Source organism: Streptomyces smaragdinus, from assembly GCF_009604385.1.
In the GTDB taxonomy this organism is placed as follows: Bacteria; Actinomycetota; Actinomycetes; order Streptomycetales; family Streptomycetaceae; genus Streptomyces; species Streptomyces smaragdinus.
Genome location: NZ_WEGJ01000008.1, coordinates 122,572 through 137,067, shown reverse-complemented (window position 1 = coordinate 137,067; position 14,496 = coordinate 122,572). Strand labels below are relative to the sequence as shown.

Sequence of the window (14,496 nt, the reverse complement as noted above, 5' to 3'; positions counted from 1 at the left end):
GCGTATAGCAGGAGATGGCACCCGCGACAACCAGGTCACACTCCGGTGTCGGCCGCCTCCGTGACCCTACCCTCCCGGCTCGTGTCCACCCAGAGCACCGTGTGCCCCTCCGTCGGATCCGGCGTCTCCCACCGCCGCAGCATCCGGTCCACCGCCGCGCGGGGGACCGCGTGTTCGCGGTCGGTGTTGCGGCGGTGGAGGACCGCCGGCGGGGCCTCCAGGGCGATGATCTCGACGCGGCCGTGGTAGGCGGCGATCAGGCCCGTGCACTGGTCGCGCAGTTGGCGGCTGACGTTGGTGGCGTTCCAGACGAACGGCTCGCGGCGGCGCAGGTGGACGCGGGCCGCCTCCTGCGCCGCCGCGGCCACCGCGCGCTGCGGGGCGCCGGGGGCGATGCCCAGTTCGCGGCGGATGGCGTCCAGGCTGACCACCGCGACGCCCGGGCGGTTGGCGGCGATCCAGCTGTCCTTGCCGGCGCCGGGGAGGCCGGACATGACGGTGACCGTCGTGCGGGTGTCGTCGTAGGCGGCGTACGACGGGTCGCGGCCGGGGGTGCGGAAGAACTGGAAGCGGGCGTGGTCGGAGGGGAACGCGCGGGGCGTCGTGAGGCAGTCCTCGGCCGCGCAGAACTCGCGGTACAGGGCGATGTTCTCCAGCACCTCGTCCGCGTCCGAGCAGATCCGGCCCAGGATGTCCGCCGTCGCCAGTACGGCCAGGTCCTCGTTGGAGGCCAGGAGGCTCACCCGGTAGGCGATCCTGCGCAGGTCGTCCAGCGGGCGCTCCAGGCCCCAGAACGGGACCTGGTGGTGCCGTACCAGCGCCGCCACGTGCTCCCGCCAGGCCGTGGGCGCGGCCAGCTCCCACAGCACGCGCCGGGCCAGCAGGTCGCCGTGGCGGGAGTGGCCGTGGGCGGTGATGGAGCCGTCCGCCTGGTGTTCCGTGCAGTAAGGCTTCGCGGAGTCGTGCAGCAGGACGGCGGCGAACAGGCGGACGCGGTCGGCGGGCGGACGCGAGCGCCACTCGGGGAGCGAGGCGAGGACCTCGGCGGCCATCCGGGTGTGCACGGCGACGTCGCCCTCGGCGTGGTGCACCGCGTCCTGCGGCACGCCCTCCAGGCGGCGGATCCAGGGGAACGCGGCCGTGATCGCGGGCCAGTCGACGTGCCAGCCGGGGGCGGTGGGGCAGAGGCGGTCAAAGACCTCCATACATCACCTCCGGGTCGGCGAGGCGGTTGGGCAGGATCGGGCGGTCCTGCCAGTGGGTGCCGGAGTCCAGCACGGTGGTGAGGAAGCCGGCCCGCACCCATTTGAGGCGGCCGGTCGTCAGGCCGTTCTCCTCGACCTTGAGGTAGAGGCCCTCCATGTCGTCGGAGGTGTCGGTCTCGGATGCCACCCGGTCGGGGTCCAGGCCCTGTTCGACGGCCGCTTCCTTCAGCGTCTCGCGCCAGTGGGCCGTACGGGCGGTGGACGGGCCGACGAGGGCGGTGAGTTCGGCGGGCTTCGTGAACGGGCCCTCGTGGAGTACGGGGACGGAGTGCACGCCCGTACCGGACAGGAGGGCGTGGCGGCGCGGGGTGGAGAGGAAGGCGTCGGCCTCGCGGTCGAGGACGTCGAACTCGCAGAAGTAGTGCGGGAGGGCGTCGTAGAACACCGTGTGCTTGGCGTACAGCCACTCGCCGTACAGCACGTAGCGCGTGCCCAGCCGTTCGTACAGGCCCGGTCCGACGACCGCCGCCCACGCCTTCAGCCGGGCGAACTGCTTCTCGCGCGGGCCGCCCGTCAGATAGTGCCCGCGCGACTGCAGCCGCAGCTCGCCGCCGGGGCCGAAGCTGATCGCGGCGTTGGCGCCGTCCAGCTTCTCCTCGACGACGAGATGACGGCCGGCTATGTCCCGGAAGGGGATCTGCGCCAGGTCCTCGTCGCCCGGCTGCAGCCGGCTGCCCTGCAGATGCGGGGTGCGCGGATATTTGCGGAGCATGGTGCGGTTGTACGGGGCGGGCACGCTCCGGGACAACCCGTTTTAGAAGAGGCGGCGGTCCTTGTGCACCGGGAACTTCTCCCGGTACGCGGCCACCCGCTTCAGGTCCAGCTCCGCGGTCAGGACCTCCTGGCCCGGGCCCGCCTCCGCCAGCACCTCGCCGTCGGGGGCGACGATCAGCGAGCGGCCGTTCTGCTCGACGCCCGCGTGGGTGCCGGCGGTGCCGCAGGCCAGGACGTACGCCTGGTTCTCGATGGCCCGGGCGATCGCGAGGGTCCGCCAGTGGCCGCCGCGCGCGGCCGGCCAGCCCGCCGGGAGGACGATCGTCTCCGCGCCGGCGTCCAGCAGCCGCCGGAAGACCTCGGGGAAGCGCAGGTCGTAGCAGGTGGCGAGGCCCAGCACCGTGCCCGCGGCGGGCGCCGTGACGATCTCCTCGCCGGCGACCATCAGGGTGGCCTCGCCGCGGTCGAAGCCGAAGCGGTGGATCTTCCGGTAGACCGCCGCGAGTTCCCCGTCGGGGGCGAAGAGGAGGGAGGTGTTGCAGAGATCACCCTTCGCGGTGCGCTCCACGATCGACCCCCCGTGCAGCCAGACGCCGGCGTCGCGCGCGGCGGCCGACATCGCCTGCCCGGTGGGCCCGTCCAGGGGCTCGGCCTCCGCCTCGAAGCTTTCGAACGCGAACGCTCCGACCGGCCACAGTTCCGGAAGTACGACGAGGTCGGCGCCGTTCTGGTCCCGTACGAGCGACCCGGCGGCCTCGCGCCGGGATTCGGGCGATTCGGCCGTATTCACTGCCATTTGCAGAAGGGAGACGCGCACGTGTACCACCGCCTGTTGAGTCAAGCCCTGATTACGGACCTGCGATCGTCGCCCGAAAGCAGTGCCGGTGCCTGTGCGGGCAGCGTAACTTAGAGGACCTATCGCATTCCTCGCTGAGGTTCCGCCGATTTCCCCGCCAGTGAACAAGTCCGTACGAGGGGTCCCGTTGACCGTCCACCCGAACCTGCAGCCGTACATCGATGCCTGGACCCAATCCGCCGATGCCGTCACCGATCTCGTCTCACCCCTGACGGACGGGGAGTGGCACCGGCCCAGCGGACTGCCCGGGTGGTCGGTGAAGGACGTCGTGTCGCATCTGATCGGCTCCGAGTGCGAGGCGCTCGGCGATCCGCGGCCGATCCACACCCTGCCGGTCGACCTGTACCACGTGAAGACCGAGTGGGCCCGCTACACCGAGGTCCAGGTCGACATCCGGCGCCATCACACGCCGCCGGAGATCACGGCGGAGCTCGAGTACACGCTGATCCGGCGGAGGCGTCAGCTGCGCAACGAGAAGCGGGCGCCGGAGGCCGTGGTGCGGGGGCCGCTGGGGCGGGAGACGACGCTGGAGCAGTATCTGCGCACGCGGGCGTTCGACACCTGGGTGCACGAGCAGGATCTGCGCCGGGTGCTGGGCCGGCCGGGCGGGCTGGACTCGCAGGGGGCGTACGTGGCGCGGGACGTGCTGCTGGAGCGGCTGGCGAAGGTCGTCGCCAAGGACGCGGCGGCGCCGCCGGACAGCGTGGTCGTGGTGGACGTGACGGGTCCGGTGGACTTCATGCGGACGGTCCGGGTGGACGCCGAGGGGCGCGGCAGCGTGGACGGCCGGGTGTCGCTGGCGCCGACGGTGACGCTGAACACCGACTGGGAGACGTACGTACGCCTCGCGTGCGGGCGCCTGCGGGCGGACGCGGACGGGGAGCCGGTGAAGCTGGACGGCGACCAGGAGCTGGGCCGCGCGATCCTGCGGCACTTCGCGGTCACGCCGTGAGCTGACCTCACCCGTACGGCGGCGGTGTTCAGCCGCGCGGCGGCGCCCGGGGAGCGCGGCGGCAAAGGGCGTCGCAGGCTGACCGTGTGACCATCAGTCTTGAACAGCTCCAGCGCTGCAGCGTCGCCATCGACATGGGTGCCTCCCGGACCCGCGTCTATCTGAAGGACGTCGGCCTCGTCGTCGACGAGGCGAGCGCCGCCGCGGTCAACACCCGCACCGGCGCCCTCGTCGCCGTCGGCAACACCGTCGAGCAGATGGCGGGCCGGACCCCCTCCCACATCCGCGTGGTGCGCCCGGTGGGCGCCACCGGGATCACCGACATCGAGATGGCGCAGCGTCTCCTGCGCCATCTCGTCGACCACCGGGTGCGCCGCGCCTGGCGGTTCCACCCCAATCTGCGCGCGGCGGCCTGCGTCCCGCACGAGTCGGAGCCGCTGGTCCAGCGCGCCGTGGTGGACACCCTGGCCGGGCTCGGCGCCCGCAAGGTGCTGCTGGTGGACACCCTGATCGCCGCAGGCGTGGGCTGCGGCCTGCCGGTGGAGCAGGCCGAGGGCATGCTGATCGTCGTCTGCGGGGCGGCGATGACGCAGATCGCGGTGCTGTCCCTGGGCAGCGTGGTCGCCGCGGAGAAGGTGATGGCGGGCGGCGCGGCCGTCCAGCGGGCGCTGACGGAGCATCTGCGCAACCGCCACGACCTCGTCGTCCCGGGTCAGGCCGTACGTCAGGTCCATCACGCGGTGGCGCTGGCGGTGTCCGGCGAGACGGACCGGGCCTCCGTGCGCGGCTGGGACGCGGTGACGGGCGAGGTGCGGGAGGTCGCCGTGAACGTGGCCGACGCGCAGGCGGCGGCGGACGCCCCGATGCTGGCGGTGCTGGACGGCATCCGGTCGGTGCTGCGGCGGTGCCCGCCGGACCTGGTGGCGGACATCGGTGTCCGGGGCATCATGCTGGCCGGCGGCAACGCGACGATGCCGGGGCTGGAGCCGATGCTGCGGCGGTCGGTGAACCTTCAGGTGCATGTCGCGGAGCGGCCGGAGACGGCGGCGATCCTGGGGCTCGGCTCGCTGCTGGGCAAGGGGCGGCGGGCGCCGGCGACGTACACGCTGCCGCCGGAGCAGGGGGGCAGCGCCGAGGGGTCGCCGGCTGCGAAGGGAAAGCGCAGGGTCAGGCGGGAACGTGCACGGTCTCGACCCGGCTCGCGACCAGACGCTCCCGCTCCCGGCGGCCGGCCCGGCCACGAAGACGCAAGATCTGCGTGACGCCCAGCACCTGCAGCACGAAGACCGAGCCGAACGCGATCCGGTAGTCGTCGCCGGTGGCGTCCAGCAGCAGCCCCACGGCCAGCAGCGTCATGATCGACGCCGAGAAGCCGCCGACGTTGACGACGCCGGACGCGGTGCCCATCCGCTCCGGCGGGTTGGCCGGGCGGGCGTAGTCGAAGCCGATCATCGAGGCGGGCCCGCAGGCGCCGAGGACGACGCACAGCACGACCAGCTCCCAGCCGGGGGCCCGGCCGCCGGGCCACGCGATCGTCAGGGCCCAGACGGCGGCGGTGGCCGCGATCGTGCCGAGGACCAGCGGCGTACGGGCGCCGTGGTGGCGGGCGATGACCTGGCCGAAGACCAGGCCGAAGACCATGTTGGCGAGCACGACCAGGGTGAGGAACCCGCCGGCCTCGGCGCGGGTGAGGCCCTGCGCCTCCACCAGGAACGGCAGCCCCCACAGCAGCAGGAAGACCATCGCGGGGAACTGGGTGGTGAAGTGCGCCCAGAACCCCAGCCGGGTCCCGGGCTCCCGCCAGGTCAGGGCCAGTTGCCGGCGCATCCCGGGGCGGGGGCGGGGCGGCCCGGGGTGGTCCTTGAGGGCGGACGCCTTCGCCGGGGAGTCCTTCAGTACGAACACCACCAGCCCGAACACCAGCACCCCGGCCGTCGCGCTGCCCGCGAACGCCGGGACCCAGCCGTACGACTGGAGCGCGCGGGCCAGCAGCAGCGTCGAGACGAGGTTGCCCGCCATCCCGAACAGCGCCGCCACCTGGGCTATCAGCGGCCCCCGGCGGGCCGGGAACCAGTGCGCGCCCAGCCGCAGCACGCTGATGAACGTCATCGCGTCCCCGCACCCCAGCAGCGCCCGCGCGCCCAGCGCCGTCCCGTACGACCCGGCGAACGCGAAGCCGAACTGGCCCAGGGTGAACAGGACGGTGCCCATCGCCAGGACCTTGCGCGGCCCGAGCCGGTCGACCAGCAGCCCCACGGGTATCTGCATCCCCGCGTACACCAGCAGCTGGAGGATGGAGAACGCCGACAGCGCGGAGGCGTTGATGTGGAACCGCTCGGTCGCGTCCAGCCCGGCGACCCCGAGGCTGGTGCGGTAGATCACGGCGGCGAAGTAGACGGCGCACCCCACGCCCCACATCGCCAGCGCCCGCCGCCCGCCCGGCGGGTCACCGGGGAGGACGGCGTGCCGCTCGGGGACCCGGCCGAGGCGGGTCATCGCGAGCCGGGCACGCAGCCGGCCGGGGATCACCGACGTTCTCCGCGCAGGAGTTCCGCCACCGACCCGACATGCCCGTGTACGGCCGCCACCGCCGCGTCCGCGTCGCCCGCGCGCAGCGCCTCGAGGATCTCCGTGTGCTCCTCGATGTTGCGCCGCAGCCGGCCGGGGTGGGCGCGCAGGATCTCGACGCCCATCCGCAGCTGGCGGTCGCGGAGCTGGTCGTAGAGCCGGACCAGGATCTCGTTGCCGGAGCTGCGCACGATCTCCGCGTGGAAGCAGCGGTCCAGCCGCGCCGCCTCGCGCAGATCGCCGGAGGCGACGTTCGCCTTCAGCGACTCCAGCAGCTCCGTCAGCCGCGCGAGCAGCCCGGCCGGGGCCGGCACCGCCTTGCGTACGGCGTGCTCCTCCACCAGCATCCGCGTCTCGACGACGTCCGCGATCTCCTGCGCGGACACCGGCAGCACCAGGGCGCCCTTCTTCGGGTAGAGCTTGATCAGCCCCTCCGCCTCGAGCCGCAGCAGCGCCTCGCGCACGGGTGTCCGCGACACCCCGACGGCCTCGGCCAGCTCGCCCTCGGTGAGCAGCATCCCGCCCTCGTAACGGCGGTCCAGGACCGCCTCCTTGACGTGGACGTAGACCCGCTCGGCGGCGGGCGGGGGCTTGACGGGGGCGGCGACGGGGGCAGCGGTGGGGGGCATGAGCACAGCATAGATACAACAGGGATACAGCGGTGGGACGGTCCGCGATGTGGACCCGCACCCGCCGGACGGCCCCGCGTGCTCGGCTCCCGGGCCGCAGGGGCATATCCTCACGATTTATTACAAACCCCCCGTCGAACGGAGTCGATCGATGACCACCCTGCCGGTTCCCGCCCGCCGCGGCCGGCCACGGCGCGGGCGGCTGCTCGCCGCCGCGGCGTTAACGGCCGCCGGCCTGGCACTCGGTCCGGTCCCCGCCGTACAGGCAGCCGCGCCGGCGGCCTGTACGCCCCAGACCGGCCCGTACCAGTGGCAGCTGGAAAAGCGGCTCGGGCTGCCCGAGGACGGCCGGGCCTCCGTCGCCGACTGCGAGGCGGTGGCGGCGCTGCAGAAGCAGCTGAAGCTGAAGCAGACCGGCAAGGCGGACCTCGTCACGTACCGGATGGCGCTCGTCGACGACGTGCGCAAGGACCCCAACGCACGCAAGAAGTGCCCGGTCAGGAGCTACCGGGTGACGTGTATCGACCTCACCCGGCAGGTGCTGTGGGTGCAGGCCGGCAAGACGGGGAAGCTGCTCTTCGCGCCGGTCCCGGTGCGGACCGGGCTGCCCGGGTTCGAGACGCGGACCGGCTGGCAGGAGATCTACTGGCGCCACAAGGACCACTTCTCCACCATCTACGACAACGCCCCGATGCCGTACTCGCAGTTCTTCAACGGCGGACAGGCGCTGCACGGCACCTACCACGACCTCTTCACCTCCGGCTCCGGCGGCTGCGTGAACCTGCGGGTGGCGGACGCGGAGAAGCTGTGGAACCTCCTGGAGGAGGGCGACCACCTGTACATCTACGGCAAGAAGCCCACCACCGTCCGGGCGGCGGCAGCACCGATGAGCGAGGAGGACCGGCTCGTCTCGGAGTACTTCGGCTCGTTCGACATCGAGCCGTCGGTCACTCCGGACACTCCGGTGACTCCGGCGTTCTGAGACACGGCGAAGGGCCGGGCGCCTTGGATGCGCCCGGCCCTTCGTCTTCGTACGCGGAATCAGCCCCAGGTGATGAGCTTCTTCGGGTTCTCCAGCACCGCGGCCACGTCCGCCAGCACCCGCGAGCCCAGCTCGCCGTCCACCAGCCGGTGGTCGAACGACAGGGCGAGGGTGGTGACCTGACGCGGCTTGACCTTCCCCTTGTGCACCCACGGCTGCAGCTTGACGGCGCCGAACGCGAGGATCGCCGACTCGCCGGGGTTGAGGATGGGCGTACCGGTGTCGACGCCGAAGACGCCGACGTTGGTGATGGTCACCGTGCCGCCGGACATGTCCGCCGGGGTGGTCTTCCCCTCGCGGGCGGTGGACACCAGCTGCCCCAGGGACGCGGCCAGCTCCGGGAGGGTCTGGGCGTGGGCGTCCTTGATGTTCGGGACGATCAGACCGCGCGGGGTGGCGGCGGCGATGCCCAGGTTCACGTAGTGCTTGAGCACGATCTCCTGGTTCTCCTCGTCCCAGGACGCGTTGACGTCCGGGTGCCGCCGGATGGCGATGAGGAGGGCCTTCGCGACGAGCAGCAGCGGGTTGACCCGCAGGCCCGCCATGTCCTTGTCGGCCTTCAGCTCCTCGACCAGCTTCATCGTCCGCGTCACGTCGACGGTGACGAACTCCGTGACATGCGGGGCGGTGAAGGCGCTGGCGACCATGGCCTGCGCGGTGACCTTGCGGACGCCCTTGACGGGGATACGGGTCTCCCGGGCGTCGGCCGCCACCGGGACGGCGACCGCCGGCTCCGCCACCACGGGCTCGGGCGCCGGCGGGACGGCGACGGCGGCGTGCACGTCCTCGCGGGTGACGATGCCGCCCGCCCCGGTCGGCACGACCGCGGTGAGGTCCACGCCGAGGTCCTTGGCCAGCTTGCGCACCGGCGGCTTGGCCAGCGGGCGGTCGACGCCCGGCACCGGCGCGGGGGGCGCGGGTGCGGGGGCGGCGCTGCCGTTCAGCTCCGTCTGGAGCGCGGCGGTAGCCGGCTCCGGGACGGTCTTGCGGGCGCGGCGCTTCGTCGAGCTCTCGCTGACCCCGTAGCCGACGAGCACGGGCTCCCTCTTGGGCGCCTGCTCGGCGGCGGCGGGCTCCTCGGCGGCCACCGGAGCCGGGGCGGCGTCCCCACCGCCCGGATCGGTGTCCACCGCGATGATCGCCGTACCGACGTCGACGGTGGAGCCCGCCTCAAAGTGCAGCTCGTGCACCACCCCGTCGAACGGGATCGGCAGCTCCACGGCCGCCTTCGCCGTCTCGACCTCGCACACGACCATGCCGTCGTGCACCGCGTCGCCCGGCTTGACGTACCAGGTGAGGATCTCGGCCTCGGTCAGGCCCTCGCCCACGTCGGGCATCTTGAATTCGCGGAAGCGCGTCATTGCTCCGGTGCTCCCTTTCTCAGTACGCGAGCGCGCGGTCGACGGCGTCGAGCACCCGGTCCAGGTTGGGGAGGTACTCCTCCTCCACCCGGGCCGGCGGATACGGCGCGTGGAAGGCGCCCACCCGCAGTACCGGCGCCTCCAGATGGTAGAAGCACCGCTCCGTGATCCGCGCCGCGATCTCCGCGCCCGAGCCGAAGAACACCGGCGCCTCGTGCACCACGACCAGCCGGCGGGTCTTCTCCACCGACGCCTGGATGCCATCGAAGTCGACCGGGGAGACCGAGCGCAGGTCCAGGACCTCCAGGCTCTTGCCCTCCTCGGCCGCCGCCGCGGCGACCTCCAGACACGTCTTGACCATCGGCCCGTACGCGACGAGCGTCAGGTCCGTGCCCTCGCGCACCGTGCGCGCGGTGTGCAGCGGGCCGGGGATGGCGGCGGTGTCGACGTCGCCCTTGTCCCAGTAGCGCCGCTTGGGCTCGAAGAAGATCACCGGGTCGTCGGAGGCGATCGCCTGCTGCATCATCCAGTAGGCGTCCGCGGCGTTCGCCGGGGAGACGCACTTGAGGCCCGCGACGTGCGCGAACAGCGACTCGGGGGACTCGCTGTGGTGCTCGACCGCGCCGATGCCGCCGCCGTAGGGGATCCGGATGACGACGGGCAGCTTGACCGTGCCGAGGCCGCGGGCGTGCATCTTGGCCAGCTGGGTGACGATCTGGTCGTACGCGGGGAAGACGAAGCCGTCGAACTGGATCTCCACCACGGGCCGGTAGCCGCGCAGCGCCAGCCCGATGGCCGTACCGACGATGCCGGACTCGGCCAGCGGGGTGTCGATGACCCGGTCCTCGCCGAAGTCCTTCTCCAGCCCGTCCGTGATGCGGAACACGCCGCCGAGCTTGCCGACGTCCTCGCCCATGACGAGGACCTTCGCGTCGTCCTCCATGGCCTTGCGCAGGGAGGCGTTGATCGCCTTGCCCAGAGCCATCTTCTCGATCGCCATGATCAGTTGCCCTCCTCGGCGAAGCTCGCCTGGTAGGCGGCGTACTGTGCGCGCTCTTCGTCCACGAGTGCGTGACCGTCGGCGTAGATGTTCTCGAACATGGACATCGGGGACGGGTCCGGCATGGTGCGGATCGACTCACGCACCCGGCGGCCCGTGGCCTCGGACTCGGCGTCCAGCTCCGCGAAGAAGGCGGCGTCCGCCAGGCCCTCGTTCTCCAGATACGTGCGCAGCCGCAGGATCGGGTCCTTCGTCTCCCACGACTTGCGCTCGTCGTCGCTGCGGTAGCGCGTCGGGTCGTCGGAGGTGGTGTGCGCGCCCATCCGGTACGTGAACGCCTCGACCAGCATCGGGCCCTGGCCGGAGCGGGCGTGCTCCAGCGCGGCCCGGGTCACGGCCAGCACCGCGAGGACGTCGTTGCCGTCGACCCGGACACCCGGGAAGCCGAAGCCGGCCGCGCGCTGGTAGATCGGCACCCGGGACTGCTTCTCGGTGCGCTCGGAGATCGCCCACTGGTTGTTCTGGCAGAAGAACACCACCGGCGCGTTGTACACGGCCGCAAAGGTGAACGCCTCGTTCACGTCGCCCTGGCTGGAGGCGCCGTCGCCGAAGTACGCGATGACCGCGGCGTCCGCCCCGTCCTTGGCCACGCCCATCGCGTAGCCCGTGGCGTGCAGCGCCTGCGAGCCGATGACGATCGTGTACAGGTGGAAGTTGTTGGCCGTCGGGTCCCAGCCGCCGTGGTTCACGCCGCGGAACATGCCCAGCAGGGTCTCCGGCGGTACGTCGCGGGTCCAGGCGACGCCGTGCTCGCGGTACGTCGGGAAGGCGTAGTCGTCCGGCCGCAGGGCGCGGCCCGAGCCGATCTGGGCGGCCTCCTGGCCGAGCAGCGACGGCCACAGACCCAGCTCGCCCTGGCGCTGCAGGGTGACGGCCTCGGCGTCGAAGCGCCGGGTCAGCACCATGTCGCGGTACAGGCCGCGCAGCTCCTCGGGGCTCAGGTCCACCGAGTACCCCGGGTGCTCGACGCGCTTGCCCTCCGGGGTCAGCAGCTGGACGAGTTCGGGCTCCTGGCCGGCCTTGCGGGCCGCTGCGCTCGTGCGCTTCCCGCCGCTGCGGCGCGCCGGTTTGCGCGCGGCGGTGCTCTCCACGGTCACGATCTGCTCCTGACGTATCTCCGGCCCCCGGGGTCACCGGTGGCCTGGGGTCTCCCGGCCGGCGGCCGGGAGGCGGCTCACCCGGATCCTCGGGGGGCGCACGGGGTGGGTGCGCCCGAGGGAAAACCGGGTGTGACAGGCGCCCGGCGACAGCCTCACGAGCCACGCTACCCAGTGGAAGGCGAGCATGCGAACCGCCTGTGACCTGCGGTTTTACTTGGATTTCCAAGTAAACCGCGGATTCGGCGACGCAACCACTGGTCACGGGCCCGCAGGGTGCCGGGACAGGGGCACCGTAACCCGGACCGCGTCGGCGCGGGAAGACCCAATATGTGAGACTGACCAGGTGGACAAAGAAGACAAAATTACCGTTTTCCTTCTCGATGACCACGAAGTAGTACGTCGTGGGGTGCACGAGATGCTCTCCGCCGAAGCGGACATCGAGGTGGTGGGCGAGGCGGGCACCGCCGCGGACGCCCTGGTGCGGATCCCGGCGGTGCGCCCCGACGTGGCCGTGCTGGACGTCCGGCTGCCGGACGGCAGCGGGGTCGAGGTGTGCCGGGAGATCCGCTCGCAGGACCAGGGGATCAAATGCCTCATGCTCACGTCCTTCACGGACGACGAGGCGCTCTTCGACGCGATCATGGCGGGGGCGTCGGGCTATGTGCTGAAGGCCATCCGGGGGAACGAGCTGCTGACGGCCGTACGGGACGTGGCGGCCGGGAAGTCGCTGCTGGACCCGGTGGCCACGGCGCAGGTGCTGGAGCGGCTGCGCGACGGGACCAAGGACAAGGGCGACGAGCGCATGGCGTCGCTCACCGACCAGGAGCGGAAGATCCTGGACCTGATCGGTGAGGGCATGACGAACCGGGCGATCGGCGAGGAGTTGCATCTCGCCGAGAAGACCATCAAGAACTATGTGTCTTCTCTGCTGTCGAAGCTCGGTATGGAGCGGCGCTCGCAGGCGGCGGCGTACGTCGCCCGCAAGCAGGGGGAGCGCGCCGGGGGCTCCGGCGCGTTCTCGGGCGAGAGCGGCACCGGGAAGACGTGACCCCCCGGCCCGCCTCCGTCCTACTGGCCGGTGGTGGTCCCCACGTCCGCGCCGCCGGCGACCGTACCCGCGTTGGTGCCGCCGTCCGCCGCGCCGCCGTCGACCGTCCCGCCATCCGCCGCGCCGCCGTCGACCGTCCCGCCGTCTGTCGTGGTGCCGCCGTCGGTCGTCCCGCCGTCCGTCGTGGTGCCGCCGTTGGTCTGGCCGCCGTCCGTCGTCGTGCCGCCATCCGTGGTCGGCGGCGGGCTGTCCGTCGGCTCCTCCGTCGGCGTCTCGGTCGGCTGCTGCGTCTCGGTGGGCGGCGGGGCGGAGTCCCAGCCGTCGTCCGGCTCCGTCGCGGGGTCGGTCGGCTCCGCGGACTCCTCCGGCTGCGTCTCCTCCTCCGAGGGGGACTGGGACACACTCGGGGAGGTGCTCTGCTTGTTGTCGGGGGTCTTGTCCCCGCCGCCCTGGCTGAGGGCGATCGCCACGCCCACGACCACGGCCACGACCGCCATCGCGGCCAGCATCAGCCACTTCCCCCGGCCACCGCGCTCGTCCCGGTCCCCGGGGTCGAAGCCCCCGTCGTCGGGACCGCTCGCGCGCAGCATCGGCTGCGGCGGGGTGGGGCGGCCGGCGCCCATCGCGGTGGTCATGGTGGGGGAGCCCATGGGCGGGGTGCTGCCCATCAGCACGGTGCCGGTGTTCCAGGCGCCGGTGTTGCCGCCGACCTCGCGGAGCATCCGCAGCGCGTACTCGACGACGCCGCGCATCTCGTCCGCCGTCTGGAACCGGTCGTCCGGCTCCTTGGCCAGCGAGTGCATCACCAGGCCGTCCAGCTCCTGCGGGATGTCCGCGCCGTGCTCGGACGGCGGCAGCGGCATGTCCTGGACGTGCTGGTACACCACGGACAGCGGGGTCTCGCCGACGAACGGCGGACGCAGCGCCAGCAGCTCGTACAGCAGACAGCCCACCGCGTACAGGTCGGAGCGGGTGTCGATGGTCTTGCCCAGCGCCTGCTCGGGGGAGAGGTACTGGGGCGTGCCCATGACCATGCCGGTCTGCGTCATCGTGGACGCCGCCGCGTGCATGGCGCGGGCGATGCCGAAGTCCATCACCTTCACCGCGCCGGTGTTGGTGATGATCACGTTGGCGGGCTTGATGTCGCGGTGCACGATGCCGTGCTGATGGCTGTACGCCAGCGCCTCGAGCACCCCGGAGATGATCAGCAGCGCCTGGTCGACGGGCGGTGAGTCGGCGCCCACCAGCAGCTCGCGGATGGTCTTGCCCTCGACGAGCTCCATCACGATGTACGGCACGGAGTGGCCGCCCACCTCGTCCTCGCCGGAGTCGTACACGGCGACGATCGCGTGGTGGTTCAGACCGGCGACGGACTGGGCCTCGCGCGTGAAGCGGGCCTTGGACGTCGGGTCCTCGGCGAGGTCGGCCCGCAGCAGCTTGACGGCGACCTCGCGGCCGAGCCGGACGTCCTCCGCGGCGAACACCTCCGCCATACCGCCGCGGCCGATGCGCCGGGTGAGCCGGTAGCGGCCCTCGCCGACGACGCCGCCGGCGCCCCAGGACTCCGGTGTGTCCGCCGCCGCGCCCTTCCGACCCCCCTGGGCGCCCGCTCGGGACGGCTCCTGCGGATTCTCCGTCTGCGCCATCTGTCCTCGCCCGTGGTCGGTCGTCTCTGGCTGCACGCTACCGCGCGATCAGCGCGTTTACGTCCGTGCGGGAAGCCACTGCCGTGAACGGACCATGCAACCCGCTGGGTGGTGGCCATGGCAAATCCGCCCCGGTCGTCCCACGTCGCGGACGGTGTGTTACGCATACGGTCACGGAACAGGCAAGAAGCTTGACGTAGCAGGACGGCACGGCAGACTTGGCGTGCGTTCACGTATTCGCACCAGGGGGGCACC

Annotated in this window: 13 protein-coding genes; 4 read left to right on the top strand and 9 right to left on the bottom strand. The window is 72.2% G+C overall.

The features are described from left to right. Positions 1–35: 35 nt before the first annotated feature. The 3 genes from SRB5_RS14510 to SRB5_RS14500 are packed head-to-tail and all read right to left on the bottom strand — an operon-like array spanning position 36 to position 2,796. Positions 36–1,205, bottom strand: coding sequence for an AAA family ATPase (locus tag SRB5_RS14510; RefSeq protein ID WP_153452353.1), 1,170 nt, complete (start codon positions 1,203–1,205; stop codon positions 36–38). After that, positions 1,192–1,977 carry an RNA ligase family protein gene (locus tag SRB5_RS14505; RefSeq protein ID WP_153452352.1) on the bottom strand — a complete coding sequence of 262 codons (786 nt, stop codon included), beginning with the start codon at positions 1,975–1,977 and terminating at the stop codon, positions 1,192–1,194. The genes SRB5_RS14510 and SRB5_RS14505 overlap by 14 nt, the downstream gene beginning before the upstream one ends. Before the next feature lie 42 nt (positions 1,978–2,019). Then, complete coding sequence (locus tag SRB5_RS14500; protein ID WP_323377911.1) at positions 2,020–2,796, bottom strand: carbon-nitrogen family hydrolase; 777 nt, start codon at positions 2,794–2,796, stop codon at positions 2,020–2,022. A 166-nt stretch (positions 2,797–2,962) separates the two neighbouring features. On the opposite strand from SRB5_RS14500, the gene SRB5_RS14495 reads away from it, so the two are divergent. Together SRB5_RS14495 and SRB5_RS14490 are read left to right on the top strand one after the other, a co-directional pair. Then, the gene (locus SRB5_RS14495) at positions 2,963–3,787 is read left to right on the top strand and encodes a maleylpyruvate isomerase family mycothiol-dependent enzyme (RefSeq protein ID WP_153452350.1); all 825 of its coding nucleotides are present in this window, start codon (positions 2,963–2,965) and stop codon (positions 3,785–3,787) included. 86 nt (positions 3,788–3,873) lie between these two features. Then, entirely contained in the window at positions 3,874–5,049 is a 1,176-nt protein-coding gene (locus tag SRB5_RS14490; RefSeq protein ID WP_323377910.1) for a rod shape-determining protein, read from the top strand. Here SRB5_RS14490 and SRB5_RS14485 read toward each other — a convergent pair. After that, positions 4,955–6,283 (bottom strand): MFS transporter, encoded by a 1,329-nt coding sequence (locus SRB5_RS14485; RefSeq protein ID WP_153452412.1) that lies wholly within the window; start codon positions 6,281–6,283, stop codon positions 4,955–4,957. The two genes, SRB5_RS14490 and SRB5_RS14485, sit on opposite strands and share 95 nt — an antisense overlap. 29 nt (positions 6,284–6,312) lie before the next feature. Next, positions 6,313–6,984 carry a GntR family transcriptional regulator gene (locus SRB5_RS14480; RefSeq protein ID WP_153452349.1) on the bottom strand — a complete coding sequence of 224 codons (672 nt, stop codon included), beginning with the start codon at positions 6,982–6,984 and terminating at the stop codon, positions 6,313–6,315. 151 nt (positions 6,985–7,135) lie between these two features. On the opposite strand from SRB5_RS14480, the gene SRB5_RS14475 reads away from it, so the two are divergent. Beyond that, positions 7,136–7,966, top strand: a complete 831-nt coding sequence (locus SRB5_RS14475; RefSeq protein WP_153452348.1) for a L,D-transpeptidase — start codon at positions 7,136–7,138, stop codon at positions 7,964–7,966. Positions 7,967–8,025: 59 nt separating this feature from the next. On the opposite strand, the gene SRB5_RS14470 is transcribed toward SRB5_RS14475, so the two are convergent. The 3 genes from SRB5_RS14470 to pdhA are packed head-to-tail and all read right to left on the bottom strand — an operon-like array spanning position 8,026 to position 11,544. Beyond that, complete coding sequence (locus SRB5_RS14470) at positions 8,026–9,387, bottom strand: dihydrolipoamide acetyltransferase family protein (protein ID WP_153452347.1); 1,362 nt, start codon at positions 9,385–9,387, stop codon at positions 8,026–8,028. A gap of 19 nt (positions 9,388–9,406) precedes the next feature. Beyond that, a complete protein-coding gene (locus tag SRB5_RS14465; protein WP_153452346.1) occupies positions 9,407–10,387 on the bottom strand; it encodes an alpha-ketoacid dehydrogenase subunit beta in 981 nt (326 codons plus the stop codon). A 2-nt stretch (positions 10,388–10,389) separates the two neighbouring features. Continuing rightward, entirely contained in the window at positions 10,390–11,544 is a 1,155-nt protein-coding gene (gene pdhA / locus SRB5_RS14460; protein ID WP_323377909.1) for a pyruvate dehydrogenase (acetyl-transferring) E1 component subunit alpha, read from the bottom strand. A gap of 346 nt (positions 11,545–11,890) precedes the next feature. Between pdhA and SRB5_RS14455 the strand changes: the two genes are divergently transcribed. Then, positions 11,891–12,595 carry a response regulator transcription factor gene (locus SRB5_RS14455; protein ID WP_323377908.1) on the top strand — a complete coding sequence of 235 codons (705 nt, stop codon included), beginning with the start codon at positions 11,891–11,893 and terminating at the stop codon, positions 12,593–12,595. 20 nt (positions 12,596–12,615) lie between these two features. Here the strand turns inward: SRB5_RS14455 and SRB5_RS14450 are convergent, their stop codons facing one another. Beyond that, a complete protein-coding gene (locus SRB5_RS14450) occupies positions 12,616–14,241 on the bottom strand; it encodes a protein kinase domain-containing protein (RefSeq protein WP_153452344.1) in 1,626 nt (541 codons plus the stop codon). Positions 14,242–14,496: the final 255 nt, after the last annotated feature.